A 14947-nucleotide genomic window follows, 5' to 3' on the forward strand; every position below is an offset into this window, starting at 1 on the left:
CTGAAACGCGCTCCACAAGGCAGAGGGCTCCTGCCTAAGCCAACTCTGACACAAATGCCAAGTTCAGGCATTTCTGGTCTTTCTTGGCCTCCGTGCCGAAACGCGCTCCACAAGGCAAGGGGCGGCCATGTAAGAGACTCTGGCAAAAATACCAAGTTCAGGCATTTCTTTTCTTTCTTAACCGCCTTGTTCCGCGCTCTGCTCTCTAATAACTACTAAACACATGCGAATAAAACGACTTCCCACTCGAAGTTCGACTCAGGAAGCTTTGGATCCCCTCCGTTGACGACACCGTGATGTCAACTGGGGCACCGCTTGGCAGATACTTTTCAGCTGCCTGTTTCAGATACTGGGTAAAGCTGATAATTTCAGTTTCACTATAGAACTGTGTCGTAATTGAAATGTTCATGCCTGTCAGCTGCTTATCCGTGTATTGCGCCTGGGCGGTCACACCCGCAACGTTCGGGAAGAAGTTTTCAATCTGACTCTTAAAGTTGGTAAAGTCGGTCTCATCGTTTGAGTTCCCAACCTTCGCGCTCGATGACGTCGTTGGGTAAACGTAGTTCTTCACGCTCACCGGTGTCCACGACTTCACAGACGTTGTCCCGGCCTTGTTGACCGAGTAGGCAAAGAAGGTCCCACCCACTAGGCTGTCATCAGAGGCTTGCTTGTACAATGCAATGGTGATCGGCACGTTCTTCAGTGCCTTCTTTTGACGCAGACGTTTTAGCACCCGGTTTGCAATAAGCTGCCCTTCCTTTTTAACTGTCGCATTACTAATGTCAGTTTGGTAGGTCGAGCCATACGCAGTTTTGGTGTAGTAGTCAATTGAATTCAGTCCAAGACCAATGGTGACCCCGGATAGTTTCAACTTCTTACCGCTTTCAGTCAGGTAATCCTGTTCTTCCATTTGTTGGAGGTAAATTGGATTCCGCTTAGTTGGACTTGTTGACCCGTTGTTAACTGGGTTGAGCCCCGTTGGATTGGACTTTGATTTTCGTCCTAACCAGTTTGTGACAGTGCTTGTTGAGAGGTATTGCCCCTCTTGGAAAACGTACTTGTTGGTTGAGAACACTTTTTTAGAAATGTTTAACAGCCCTGATTCAAAACTCTTCAAATTGTAGGTATTGTCGTTTTGCGACACGTTAACGCCCCGAGCCTTACTGGTGCGGTAACGGCCGTTTTTAATGACACCCTGATACTGGCCAGCACTGGCCTGGCCTGTGAGTTGCGTCCCTTTGCTGGACGTCGTACTCGTTGACGTTGTTCCAGTGCTGCCTAAGTTACCACAGGCGCTCAGCAACAGACCGCAAACGGCCATGGCGATGACTGCCTTAATTCGTTTCATCACGATTTCCTCCATTTTCATTTGCTGTGTCAGCGCTCATTTCACTGGCAAATCTTGCCTCGTTCCAAACCGGCACGGACAAGGACTGGGCCTTGGTGAGCTTGCTGCCGGCATCTTCGCCAGCAATCAGCAGGTCCGTTTTTTTCGAAACGCTGCCAGTGACCTTGGCGCCCTGTGCTTCAAGCCATTCTGTTGCTTCTGGTCGGCTCATCTGCGTCAGCTTGCCCGTCAAAACAACGCGCTTACCGTTGAAGAACCCATCAGCGTTGGCTGGTTCAGCTGGTGCACCGGTATAGGTCATGTTGACCCCAAGCGTTTTGAGCTCGTCGATCAACGTTTGCACATCCGCATTTTCAAAGTAGGTCACCACGCTATCAGCAATGGTATCACCGACTGACGCAATGGCAGCAATCGATTCTTCATCCGCAGCCATTAACGCGTCAATGTCGCCAAACTCAGCTGCCAGCAAGCGGCCCGCCTTGGCACCAACGTGACGGATACCCAAACCAAATAACAGCCGTTCCAGCGAATTATCCCGACTATTATCGATCGCCGTCAACAGGTTTGTAGCCGACTTCTCGCCAAATTTATCAAGCGTGACCAGCTGGTCAAACGTGAGTCGGTAAAGGTCAGCAACATCCGTCACGTACGCCTTTTCAAACAGCTGTTTAATGATTCGCGGTCCCAGGCCATCAATGTTCATCGCATTTCGTGAGGCAAAGTGATTTAACTGTTCTGCCAACTGGGCTGGACACTTGGGATTGATGCAGCGCAAGGCAACTTCATCATCAAGGTGAACCAGCTCAGCGCCGCAGGAAGGACAGTGCGTCGGAATCACGTAAGGCGCACTGTTGGGATCACGTTTAGCGGCAACGAAATTCGAAATTTCCGGAATGATATCGCCCGCTTTATGCAACAGCACGGTATCGCCGACACGGATGTCCTTTTCAACCAGGTAATCCGGATTATGCAAGGAGGCCCTTGCCACCGTTGTGCCAGCAAGTTGGACCGGATCCATGACAGCGGTCGGTGTGACGACCCCGGTACGGCCAACGGTCCACTCAATATCACGCACAATGGTTTGTGCTTCTTCTGGTGGGAACTTGTAGGCAATCTCCCACCGTGGATCCTTCACCGTTGCACCGAGCGCCCGTTGCCGCGGCAAAGAGTTCACTTTGATCACGATGCCATCGATGCCATACGGCAGGTCATCTCGTTTGCCCGTGTATTCAGTGATAAATGCAAACACATCATCAAGTGACTCAGCCACCCGATTTGTGGGATTGGTCGTAAACCCAAGTGACGTCAGTTCTAACAACATATCACTCTGAGTCCGCGCGTCAATGGGATCAAAATCGGCGACGTTATACATAAACGTGCTTAATTTCCGGTCAGCGGTCACCCGTGAATCCAACTGCCGCAAGCTACCAGCCGCTGCATTTCTGGGGTTCGCAAAGACTGGCTGGCCCTCAGCTTCCCGCCGTTCGTTCAACCGCATAAACGAGTCCTTTGGCATGTAGCACTCACCACGAACTTCCACGGTTAATGGGCGGTTGAGTTTTTGAGGAATTGAGGGAATCGTTTTAAGATTCTGCGTAATATCCTCACCGATCACCCCGTTGCCCCGCGTCGAGCCCTGGACAAGCAAGCCGTCTTCGTACCGTAACGAAATCGCTAACCCATCAATTTTTAATTCACAATTATAAGCGATTCGGTCGTCCGCATCCGCTTGAATCCGCTGATCAAAGCCAGCCAGTTCGTCCTCTGAGAAGACATCCCCCATTGAAAGCATGGGAATGTCGTGCGTTACCTTCGTAAACCCGGTCAGTACTGACCCGCCAACGTTTTGGGTTGGTGAATCTGCTGTGACCAGGTCCGGGTAGGTCGCTTCAATGGCCACAAGTTGGGCATACGCTGCGTCGTATACGTGATCTTCAACATCCGGCGCATCGCTCGTGTAATATGCTTGACCCCAGGCAGTTAACTGCGGCCGTAACTGTGCGGCCAGAGTTGCTGCCTCATCCTTCGTTAATTGATCCACTGGTTTGTCTGCCATGACGATCCGCCTCCAATATCATTACACCCGTTCAATTGGGGCAAAGGCGGCCAAGAGTCGCTTAACCCCTTCCTGTGGAAAGGCAATGTCAAGTTCCATGTCTTCCCCAGTCCCCGTTACCTTGACCACGGTTCCAGTGCCCCACTTTTTATGCGTCACTTTATCACCAATGGTCCAACTGCTCTTTTCAGCACCGGTCCCAGAATTAACCACTTCCGCCTTGGAACGCGTGTTGCGCCGCGGTGTCTTGTAGGCTGATTGGGTTGCACCAGCAGTTCGCCGGTCAAACGGTGTTTTCAATGGTTGACTGGATTCGCCAGCAGCCACTTGATTCTTGTTATCCAGTTTATCTGGACTGATTTCTTCAATAAAGCGTGATTCAGGATTGCGTTGGACCCGCCCGTAAAGCAAGCGGGAGTATGCGTTTGAAATAAACAATTTCTTCTTAGCACGCGTGATACCAACGTAGGCTAACCGCCGTTCTTCTTCGAGTTCGTCATTATCCGCCGCTGATCTGCTTAGTGGGAAGACGCCCTCTTCCAACCCAATGAGAAAGACGACCGGAAATTCCAGTCCCTTGGCGGCGTGCAGCGTCATCAACGTGACCTGAGCCGGTTCTTCCTCAACATCATCCTGGTCAGAAACCAGTGCCAAATCGGCTAAGAAATCAACGACTCGGTCGCCAGAATCACTCTCTTCGGGATCGAACCCGTCATCAAACTTCTTGGTCACAGAAAGAAATTCCTCGATGTTTTCGATGCGCGTCTCAGCTTCGAGGCTCCGTGAGGCCTTTAACTGTGCCATATAACCGGTCGTATCAAGAATCTGTTCCGTTAATTCGGTCACGGTACTTGTTGAGACCATTTCACGTAATTTCATAATGGTGGTCGCAAACCCGCCAATGGCACTGCGGGCACGCGAACTAATGCCGTTTAACACGTCAACGTTTTCGGCTGCTTCCATTTCAGTCCAACCATTTTCATCCGCAAAATCACGCAGTTTGGCTAAACTACCGCCACCAATGCCCCGTTTAGGTTCGTTAATGCCCCGTTCCAAACTGATCGTATCAGCAGAATTAGCCACCAGCGTAATGTAGGCCAGTAAGTCCTTAATTTCTTTACGGTCGTAGAACTTGTGTCCGCCGACAATCGTGTATGGCACGTTCGCCTTGACCAGCGTTTCTTCCATGACACGGGACTGCGCGTTAGTTCGGTACAAAATGGCGAAATCACCATACTGATACTGTTGCTCACGCATGAGGTCTTGAATGGACGCCACCACAAAGCGGGCCTCGTCATTTTCGTTTTGCCCACGGTAATAGGTGATCTTGTCACCCTCACCATTTTGCGTCCAGAGGTTCTTATCACGCCGGTATTCGTTGTTTTGAATCACTTCGTTCGCCGCGTCCAAAATGGTCTTCGTTGAGCGGTAATTTTGTTCCAGCATGGTCACGTGAGCGTTTGGATAATCACGCTCAAAGTTCATGATGTTTTCCATGTTGGCACCCCGCCAGCCGTAGATACTTTGATCCGCATCCCCGACAACGCAGAGGTTTTTATTCTTTTTGGCTAGTAAATTCACCAACGTATACTGGGCATCGTTGGTATCTTGGTATTCATCCACGTGAATGTACTGGAACTTATCCTGATAAGACTCAAGAACATCCTGATTTTCCTGAAACAGTTGAATCGTCAACATAATCAGGTCATCAAAATCCATGGCCTGATTTTGCTGCAGCGACCGTTGATAATTGTCGTAAGCTCTGGCAACGATCTCATCAAACGGTAACCCGGCCTCCTGAGCAAACTGCTTCGGCGTTTTTAATTCATTTTTAGCGTTTGAAATTGCGGATAGCACGGAACGGGGATCAAATTTCTTGGTGTCCACGTTCATTTCCTTGAGCACCCGCTTCATTAAGGTGCGTTGGTCACTCGAATCCGCAATTGTAAAGGCTCGGTTATAGCCTAATTTATCAGCGTGTGACCGTAAAATACGCACACACAAGGCATGGAAGGTTGAGGCCCAGACTTCATTGCCGTCAGGTCCTAATAATCCCACGATTCGTTCGCGCATTTCACGAGCGGCTTTGTTGGTAAACGTGATGGCCAGAACGTGCCAGGGCATCACGTGCTTTTCTTCGATCAGGTAAGCGATTCGGTGTGTTAAGACCCGCGTCTTACCACTACCGGCCCCAGCCATGATCAAAAGCGGGCCCTCCGTTTGCATAACGGCCTCTTTTTGCTTGTCGTTTAATTTAGACACTAAGCTCTGCTCTGCCACGCGAAATCCAATCCTCTCCATTTAGTAATAGTCGGCTTTTATTATAGCAAATATTTAACGTAAAGGTGATAGTCATATGTTGAAGTTCAGGTTTATTTAAAGATTCAGAGAGTGGAAGAAGGCGCTTAAGGGGCAGAATGTAACGGACTCTGACCAAAAAGTCTGGGCCTGACTTTTTGGTCAGAGTCCGTTACATGGCCGCCCCTTGCCTTCTGGAACTCGTTTAGTCTAGGTGCAATTAGAAAGCAGCGGCCAATTGCAAACGACTGCTCAAGTGCACAAACTGGCATTTGTGCCATGGTGCTTTACATGACCGCTCCTCGCCTTCTGGACTCTTTTAGTTTATGTGAAATTAGAAAACGGAGGCCAATTGCTGATACTACTAAGGCGAGCAAACTAGCATTTTCACCATAGCGCCTGACATGCCTGCCCATTGCAGAAGACTCCCGCATAGGCCACCTCTAGCAAAATACCAATGCCAGGCGCTTCTCGTCTGAGTAGTGCTTGCCGCTGTCTTTCTATGTCACATTGCCGAAACGTGTTCAGCAAGGCAGAAGGCTCCTGTGTAAGCAACTCTGGTCAAAAAAGTCAGGCCCGGACTTTTCTGACCAGAGTTACTTACACTCCGCCTTCTAACCGCCTTGCTTCACACTCTACCAAAAAAGGCCAACACCCCTAAAAAGTGTCAACCTTCTCCAAATCATTTAATCCTGATCATCGTCAGCGGCCTTCGCCGTCGACCAAATCTCTGTATCTTCAAGCTGTTCAAGCAACTTATTCACATCGTCACCCTGCACGATCACGTGGCCGACGAGGTCGTTCTCGTCTTCCTTTTTAAACCGGTGATAGTACGTAAAGTGCCAATTTTTCTTGATCTGCCACTGTGTCCGCATTGCATTCAGCTGGGAGGCATTGAAGGCGGCCAAGACCGTTGGCTTCAAGACTTCGACATCACTTAACGGCAACCCGGCAATCGCGCGCAGATGTTGTTCATACTGGGTAACGGTTGCGGCGCGGTCAAAGATACGACCGGCCTCACTAAATGTTGGGATAATGGCCTTCACGTAAATGGCATTACTCTCCGTTAACATAAAATCAACATCGAACACACCAACGTATGAGAGATTGGCCACGATCTCGTGACAAATGCGATCCATCTCTGCCTTCACATCGGCAGCTAATTGAACGGGCAGATAGACCCACTGAATGTGGTTCCCCTGACGTTTAATTTCAGCTGGTGGAAACAGACTAGCTTCCCCCTCAGCTGTGCGGGCAACGGTCACAGACAGTTCCCGTGCGTAATTCACAGTTGATTCAAGAATGTACGTCCCCCAATCAGTCAGTCCCGCTGCCTGCGCAATGTCAGTCTGCGTGTTGATCTGGATTTCTTCGCCGTGAGCGAGGTCCTTTTGAATCGGCTTCAACAAGGCCGGATACCCAATGGAGTTAATGGACTGGTAAACATCGTCCAGACTCACGATGGTGGCATAGGGTGCCACGTTCACGTTCATTTGTTCATAAAATGCGCGTTCCAAGAGACGATCAGCCATCATGGATTGCAGGTCGCTCCCCTGTGGCAGGAGCGTCTTATCTGCTAAAAACCCCAGCAGATCTGCACTGAGATTTTCAGAATCGTAGGTCACCACATCACACCGTTCGGCAAAATCCTGGAGCCGATCTTTATCTGATAGTGAACCAACAATTTTAAAATCGGCTAGTTGCAACATTTCACTCGTTTCGTCGGCGCCATACGCACCAACTTTAAACCCTGATTGGCGCGCAGCGGCCACGATCATTGGGCCGTTGCTGCTATCGCCGATAACACCAATTGTATCTCCCGGATACAGTACTCGATTGTCCAAAATGCTCACTACCTTCTTCGTTCATCAATAATAATTCGGATTCAGTTTAAACGGTGCAGGTGCACCGCCTCGTTTAACAGTTTATTTAGTCATCACACATCAGTATACCCTTTATGGACGAAAATGACGATTGCGAACGCGTTTTACCCAGAAGCCGCCGGAAATATACTTGGGTTCATAGGTGATGATAAACGCTTTGGGTTCCGCTTCATTGACCATGGCGTACAGCCGCCGTTCCTGATTACGCGGCGTCAAAATATCTAACACCAGCCGTTGTCCTTCAAGTCCCTGCGCACTGCTCTGAGTGACCCCAAATCCGTTTTGCCGGAGGATTTTAGGCAGGTCACTATCCGTATTTGGCAGGATGACCGTTGCCATAATGTACCCTAACGCAAGCTTGTCTTCCACCCAGATGCCGACTCGTACACCAACGCCGTACCCGAGTGCGTACGCAATGATATTTAAAATATTATCTAGCCGGTTCAGTACCAGTGAGAGGCCAACAACGTAGACCGTAATTTCGACCATGCTGATGATTGGTGCCAGCGTGCGGTACCCCTTCATCGTCAGCATGTAGCGAATGGTGTTCAGGGTAATGTAAACGAAATTGACGGTAAAAATCAAAACGAGTGTCCAGACTTCAACGTGCAATGCGGATCCCTCCAATCAGTCGCGGGGTGTCATCACAGCTGTCGCCACTGACCGACTAGCAATGCGGCTACTGCTGGTCGCTCATAAAGGTGACTTGATTATTTTCTAATGACGCAACGCTGGCCAGGGCTTCAAGGTGCAACCCAGCGTCCAGCACCATTTGGTGACCCTTTTGAAAACTTTTTTCGATAACAACGCCAACGCCAGCAATGTCAACGTTAGCAGCCTTTGCGATTTCCATTAAGCCCTGCACAGCTTGGCCGTTTGCGAGAAAGTCATCAATAATGAGGACCTTATCATCAGGACTGATGAACCGTTTGTCAACACTGATGTCGTTATTAACCTGTTTCGTGTAGGAATAGACAGTTGCGGTATACAAATTGTCAGTCAGTGTGAGTGACCGGTGCTTACGCGCAAAGATAACCGGCACGTGAAGCTGCAGACCCGTCATCAAGGCTGGCGCAATTCCCGAAGATTCTACCGTAAGGACCTTGGTGACCCCAGCGTCCGCGAATAACCGTGCAAACTCTTCACCGATGGCACTCATGAGATCTGGGTCGATCTGGTGGTTCAAAAAATTATCCACCTTTAATACGTCTCCAGGTAATACGGTACCGTCTTCTCTGATGCGGTCTTCTAGTAGCTTCATGGTAAGAAATTCCTCCTAAAAATTGACCGGCATAGTGCACCCTTATTAGTACTAGTGTACCCGAAGGTCTGGTGTGGGGCAAGGGATTTCAAACAACATCAACTCACGAAAAGACGAACAATCAGTTGAGATTTGCAGTCAATGACGGCCAATTCTATTGGTTTTCCTAATTGTTACCGGCATTCTTACCAGTTTGCGATGGTGCCGATACCCACACAGACAATGCTGAAAACGGCAAGAATCATGGCATTTTTAACCGCAAATTTAAACGTTTCCTTCTTAACTTGTTTTGCCAAGAACTGGCGCGTGTTTTTGATAACCAGCGGCAAACTCAGCAGTACCAGTAAACTTGTATAGGGCAAGTAATGCAAGCCAACACTCAAAATTAGGCACGCATAGGCAAACACATAATTTAAAACAAACAACCGTAATCCGTTCTGCTTACCCAGGTAGTGGACCAACGTTTTCCGGTCCAATAATTGGTCTTCGTCCGCGTCGCAAAGGTTATTGGCTAACATAATGTTGCTGATGGCAAACACTGCGATACCCGAAGCTAAAAGGACCTGCCAGAAAAGCGTAAACGTAAACAGGCCGCTGCTTGCCGTGTTGATATAGACTGTGATCAGCATGATCACAAAGCCCATGGTGATACCAGAGAAAAATTCGCCAAATGGCGTGGTAGAAATCGGCCGCGGACCAGCTGCATAGAAGTACCCCACTGCAAAGCAGAAGATTCCCATAATTAACAGCGGCCAGCCAGTCATCACCGTCATTGCGATACCAAAAACCGTTGCAACCCCGGCAAACGACAGGATGAGGTTGCGGATACCCGTCATCGAGAGGTTGTTAACGCCGATGACGTTCGTCTTTTGTTTCCACTCATCTGCTTTTGCTGTTGCATTCTTATAATCTGAATAATTATCGTGTGCGTCGACAGCCATATTAAACAGCAGCATCGCGATGAAAAACATCAACGAGAGCCCCCAGTTAAGCTGATGCGTATAATACCAAGAAAAATAAAGGCCTAAAAAGAAAGGAAATACTGAGGCGACCTTTGCCTTAGCTTCCACAAGTTCCAAAAAAATGGGTACTGTCATAAACGATTCCTCCAAAATAATCACCAACCGTTACCGGCCAGTGTCCGCTCAGCATCACTTGAAATCGTGTCGTTGAGCGTTGCTTCATATAAGAGTGTAATGTATCTGCTACCCAGTCGCAAGCGAAGTGCCGTGTCACATGCTTGATAACCAAAAAAAGATGAACCTGTAACTGAATCTTACAGTTTCATCTTCTATATCTTAATTGCGATACTATTGCCGCTTCGTTCCGCCGGTCGGCCCTGCAGGCTGAGGTGGGTCGCTCCGGGGAGCTAGTGAATGTCTTGGCAGAAATTCAAGGATCTCCAACGTCTCCCGTATTAGTAACCGACCAAAGTACGGTCGCTAACCAATACCGACACCACAGCCTGCAATGCCGACCGGCTCCACTACGCTGCATGGTGCAAGATTGGCACAAAACTTCATGTCACATTCAACCTTCGATGATGGTCATGTGACCACAGATTACCTTTAACTTAAGCTGATGCTCTGTTATCACAAACTAATAAGCATAGCTGTCTCTAGGTGGCGTGCAGTCGAGAGCGGATTTCTCCACGAACTGTCATTGACTGTATTTCGATATTTAGCTATCTGTGGCTAGCATACACAACGTGAGTGGAATGGAGCGATTTGGCACGGAGGCATGGTGTCGACATCAGTTAGCGACCGTTCTTCGGTCGTTTACTGATGTGCGAGTCGATGGAGATCCATTCGAGTGGCGCACAGCGACAATCGAATTAGCTTCATCGCGAGCCACTATGACGGAGTGCCAAATCGCGCAATGCAACGGACTTCCAGCGCTATGTCTACACTACTCAGTAACCTTCCCACGGTCCAAATCATACAACCGCCGGAACCGCGCTTCATGTTGATAAAGGTCGTCCGGTGTCCCCTGCATGTCGAACTGGCCGTTTTCCAAGAAGCGGACTTGGTCGACGTGGTCGATGCCGGCCAGATGGTGGGTGACCCAGATAATCGTTTTATCCTTAAGGACGTTAAAGACCGTGTCCAACAGGTCTTTTTCCGTGATGGGATCCAGACTAACGGTCGGTTCGTCCAAAATGATGATGGGCGCATCCTGCAACAGTATTCTTGCCAGTGACAGCCGTTGCCGTTCACCGCCAGAGAACCGGGCGCCAGACTCTTGAACCTGCGTATCGTACCCGTTTGGCAGTGAGTTGATCAGCGGCTCAAGTTCAACTGCTTTAATCGCGGCCTTCACTTGGTCATCCGTTGCGTTCAAATTGCCCAGCCGGACATTATTCATCACCGTTGTGTCAAATAAATACGGTTGCTGGTCCAACACGCCAAATAGATTAGCGCGGGCATCCTGCAACGTCGCAATATCTTGGCCGTTGATCGTGACTTGCCCCGCTGTCGCGTGCTCATCACCAAGTAGCAGCTTCAATAACGTACTCTTCCCAGTGCCTGAAGGCCCCAGTAATGCTAATTTTTCACCAGCATTAATCTGCAGTGTCAGGTCGTGCAAGATCACCCGGTCGTCGTCAGCGTAACGGAAAGTCACGTTATCGACAGTCAATTGTGAAAACGCCCCGTTGAGTTGAGCTTGATCTTTTTGCACAACCGGATCAGCAGAAAGCGCGTTGACGCGTTGGATCGATTGTTGGTAAATCGGCCATTCACTAGCACCCTGGCTAATTTCTAGAAACGGTTCGATGACCGGAAATAGTGCCAAGGCAAAGGCGGCGACCCAGTTTGCTTGTGCCTTAGAGCCTGTGAATTGAAACCCAGACCAGATCAGTAACGTTAAAACTGCCAGCAGGAAGAAGACCTGGACGCCAAACCCGCGCCACCACTGAAAATAATGGTCCTCGCGCCGCAGTTTAGCGATCTGCTTGATCGGTTTTGTCTGCAGGTCCATAAAATCGTCATAACGGCCTGAAATGACCCAGTCGGATAGGCCCAAAACTTCATCCGTTAGGTTCGTATAGAAGTCGTGTTGAATCTGCTTTTCTTTAAACTCACGGGCACCGTTAACGGCAACCGAAACCATTGGCATGATCACCACGATGACGCCTAAAAGCACCAGCAGCAGTAACCCCACTGCCCAGTTAAAGACGCCGACGCCAATGACGATAAACAGATACAGCACCCAACCGATGACCATGGGAAAGACCGTCCGTAAATAGAGGTTTTCAATGTGGTCGATGTCTTCTGCCAAAATGCTGAGGATATCCCCGGTTTGGTGGGTCTGCTTAATGGCCGCTGCTTTATTTTCAACGGCTTGATATAATTTCTTTCGAAAATCAGAAACAATGCGCAGTACCCAGTTGTGGCTGGTCAGCCGTTCAGCGTACCGAAACGCTGGTCGAGCGATCCCAAAACCACGGGCTAAAACGACCGGTACATAGATGTAGATAATGTTGCCAGGCCGTCGAGCCGCTTCACTGATCAGATAACCGGAGTTAAACATGAGTGCGCCGGCTGATAGAAACGTCATGACCCCAAGAAAGAGTACGAGGGTCAATAACCATTTATACTTGCGCAAATACGGCATGACCCAGGTATCGTGCGCAAAAGTTGCTCGCAAATCTCGCATCATTTGGCCCCTCCCATTTCTGCGCGAAGTTTCGTGTACGCGCCGTTTCGTTGTGCCAATTCACTTGGTGTCCCCTGCTCGACCAGCACGCCATGGTCCATGACCAAAACGTAGTCCATCTGGTTGATCCAGTGCAGCCGGTGCGTCGCAAAGAACACGAGGTGGTTGTCCAGCAGCGGCAAAATATCCTGCTTCAAGGCAGCTTCCGTTTCAATGTCCAAGTGCGCTGTCGGTTCGTCAAACAATAAAACGTGTCGACTGTCATCGAGGAACGCCCGTGCCAATGCGATCCGTTGCGCCTGACCGCCACTGACGCCCCGGGATCCTTCGCCGATCATGGTATCCAAGCCATCAGGCAACGTCGTGATCCAGTCGGTCAAGCCGGCATTTGCGCAGGCTTGTTCGATCTGGTCCCGAGTCGCTGTCGGCACATAAAAGGCAACGTTTTTAGCTAACGTGTCATGAAACAGATACGGTTTTTGCGGAATATACTGCTGATCCGCCTGCCAGGCATCTTGTCCTAAATGCGGCAAGCCTTGGCCGTTGACCCGAATCTTCCCTGGCTCATCAGGAGATAAGAACCCGCCAATCAGGTTGATCAGGGTCGATTTACCGGAACCGGAAGCACCAATGATCCCCACCTTTGTATTACCGTGAACATCAAACGATAGGTGGGTTAACGTTGGCGTGTCCATGTTGTCATAGGTAAATGTCACGTCATTGAACTGAATGTGACTGTCGTCATGCCACTGCCCGTCAGTGAGCGCCTGACGGTCTTCAATTTCAGGCATTTCCAAAACGTCCAGTACCGACTGCAACGCATTTTTCCCGTTCAGGGTCGCATGATAGTCGTTGGCGAAATTCCGAATGGACAAAAAATAGTCAGGCGCTAACGTTAAGATCGTCAACGCCGGCAGTAACGCAATGTGGCCGTCCATTAAATCAAACCCTAAGAACACGGCAACAACCGCAATCGACAACGTCGTAAAGAAATCAAGTGCAAAGGTCGACGTCATTGCAATCCGCAACGTGGCCATGGTCTCCTTACGATAATCCTCGCTCACATGGTAGACATTATCGGCATATCGTTTCGACAACCCAAGTTGTTTCAAGGTTGGCAGTCCACGTAACGTGTCCACAAAATTATTAGATAAATGCTGATACCCCGCAAACTGCTGATCCGCCTTACTCTGCGCCGCTAATCCCAGAATAACCATGAATAAAATAATAACTGGGTAGATCACAAGCAGGAATAGCGCTGAATTCCACTGCAAAAACGCAATGTAGATCAAAATGATCCACGGGGTAATGCTCATATCCATCATTTTAATAATGATCAGCATCAGGTACGTTTGAACCTTATCAATACCTTCGAGTGCCATCGTGACAACTGACCCGGTCCCCGCCTTTTCAACCACGCTGGGGCCAAGCCGAAACAACTTTGTCATGAGATCCGAGCGCATCTTGCCCGACGTCTGTTCCACAAACGGATAAAACGTCCGCTGCTGAAACACGCCAAGCAGATGCCGTGCCAGAAAACTCACAATAAAGATTGCCGTTGGTGTCACGATCGTCCCTATCGGCTGCAAGTGCCACAGGTTCACCACTGCCTGTGACAGGTAGCGCGCCTGAATCACGATCATGATCGCCTGAATAAACATGAGCACCGCAATCACAATCGCGCGCCCCATCAACCCCGGCAACTTAAATAACCGTCTATCAATCAAAATAATTCCCCCTCTGTCAAGAAACCGCTTTAAGACTATGATACCGCTGATATGCTGACATTTCAGGTATCAGCGCTTATGTTTACAAGATAGTCGATACTTTCTAATTACCGCTTCGTTCCGCCGGTCGGCCCCGCAGGCTGAGGCAAGAGTGTGGAGCAGGCCGGGTAACTCCCGGAGTGTAAGGCGACTTTGCCGGAAATTCCGGTCTTGAATTTCTGGCAAAGTCGTCTTACGCAGTAGGGAGTTGGCCTGCGGAACACGTTTCCACAATATAAACTAGAAATTCAAGGATCTCCTACGTCTCCCGTGTTCGTAAGCGAGGAAAGTACCCTCGCTAACGAACACCGACACCACAGCCTGCAATGCCGACCGGCTCCACTACGCTACTATGTGCAAAATTAAATACAAACTGCGTGGCCATTAGCTAACTACATGGTGTCATCTCATCTTCCAGTCGCAACTTATCCTATAATGCAAAATAACAAGCATACCTTGACTGAATTGACTAGCAGTAAAGGGCGGACTTCTCTTCAAGCTGTGTTCGCCTGTATTTAGATGCTTAACCAACGTAACCAGCATGCTCACAGTGAGTGGAATGGAACAATTTGGCACGGAGCTGTGGTGTCGACATCAGTTAGCGACCGTTCTTTGGTCGGTTACTGATGTGCGAGTCGATGGAGATCCATTCGAGAGCTGCGCAGCAGAAATCGAATT

Annotated in this window: 9 protein-coding genes; all 9 read right to left on the reverse strand. The window is 49.4% G+C overall.

Features of this window, described 5'->3' with window-relative positions:
- Positions 1–205: 205 nt before the first annotated feature.
- The 9 genes from AYR61_RS14030 to cydD all read right to left on the reverse strand — a co-directional run bounded on the left by AYR61_RS14030 (position 206) and on the right by cydD (position 14230).
- On the reverse strand, positions 206–1348 hold the full coding sequence (locus AYR61_RS14030; RefSeq protein WP_082409399.1) for a CamS family sex pheromone protein: 1143 nt from the start codon (positions 1346–1348) through the stop codon (positions 206–208).
- Complete coding sequence (ligA, locus tag AYR61_RS14035; protein WP_065903628.1) at positions 1335–3404, reverse strand: NAD-dependent DNA ligase LigA; 2070 nt, start codon at positions 3402–3404, stop codon at positions 1335–1337. Before ligA ends, AYR61_RS14030 begins: the two co-directional genes overlap by 14 nt.
- 21 nt (positions 3405–3425) lie before the next feature.
- Entirely contained in the window at positions 3426–5684 is a 2259-nt protein-coding gene (gene pcrA / locus AYR61_RS14040) for a DNA helicase PcrA (protein WP_065903631.1), read from the reverse strand.
- Between the two features lie 704 nt (positions 5685–6388).
- A complete protein-coding gene (locus tag AYR61_RS14045; protein ID WP_404814633.1) occupies positions 6389–7555 on the reverse strand; it encodes an ATP-grasp domain-containing protein in 1167 nt (388 codons plus the stop codon).
- A 102-nt stretch (positions 7556–7657) separates the two neighbouring features.
- On the reverse strand, positions 7658–8197 hold the full coding sequence (locus AYR61_RS14050) for a DUF2179 domain-containing protein (protein ID WP_054712501.1): 540 nt from the start codon (positions 8195–8197) through the stop codon (positions 7658–7660).
- Between the two features lie 67 nt (positions 8198–8264).
- Positions 8265–8846, reverse strand: a complete 582-nt coding sequence (locus AYR61_RS14055) for a xanthine phosphoribosyltransferase (RefSeq protein ID WP_056987454.1) — start codon at positions 8844–8846, stop codon at positions 8265–8267.
- Positions 8847–9031: 185 nt separating this feature from the next.
- Positions 9032–9943, reverse strand: coding sequence for a 1,4-dihydroxy-2-naphthoate polyprenyltransferase (locus AYR61_RS14060; protein WP_065903633.1), 912 nt, complete (start codon positions 9941–9943; stop codon positions 9032–9034).
- Positions 9944–10754: 811 nt separating this feature from the next.
- On the reverse strand, positions 10755–12503 hold the full coding sequence (gene cydC / locus AYR61_RS14065; protein ID WP_065903635.1) for a thiol reductant ABC exporter subunit CydC: 1749 nt from the start codon (positions 12501–12503) through the stop codon (positions 10755–10757).
- Entirely contained in the window at positions 12503–14230 is a 1728-nt protein-coding gene (cydD, locus tag AYR61_RS14070; protein WP_065903637.1) for a thiol reductant ABC exporter subunit CydD, read from the reverse strand. Before cydD ends, cydC begins: the two co-directional genes overlap by 1 nt.
- Positions 14231–14947: the final 717 nt, after the last annotated feature.

The organism is Secundilactobacillus paracollinoides (assembly GCF_001702155.1).
Lineage (GTDB): Bacteria > Bacillota > Bacilli > Lactobacillales > Lactobacillaceae > Secundilactobacillus > Secundilactobacillus paracollinoides.

Excerpts from the sequence above, each read along its gene's own strand:
- AYR61_RS14030 (WP_082409399.1), bottom strand. The coding sequence starts at position 1,348 with ATGAAACGAATTAAGGCAGTCATCGCCATGGCCGTTTGCGGTCTGTTG.
- ligA (WP_065903628.1), bottom strand. The coding sequence starts at position 3,404 with ATGGCAGACAAACCAGTGGATCAATTAACGAAGGATGAGGCAGCAACT.
- AYR61_RS14055 (WP_056987454.1), bottom strand. The coding sequence starts at position 8,846 with ATGAAGCTACTAGAAGACCGCATCAGAGAAGACGGTACCGTATTACCT.
- AYR61_RS14060 (WP_065903633.1), bottom strand. The coding sequence starts at position 9,943 with ATGACAGTACCCATTTTTTTGGAACTTGTGGAAGCTAAGGCAAAGGTC.
- cydC (WP_065903635.1), bottom strand. The coding sequence starts at position 12,503 with ATGCGAGATTTGCGAGCAACTTTTGCGCACGATACCTGGGTCATGCCG.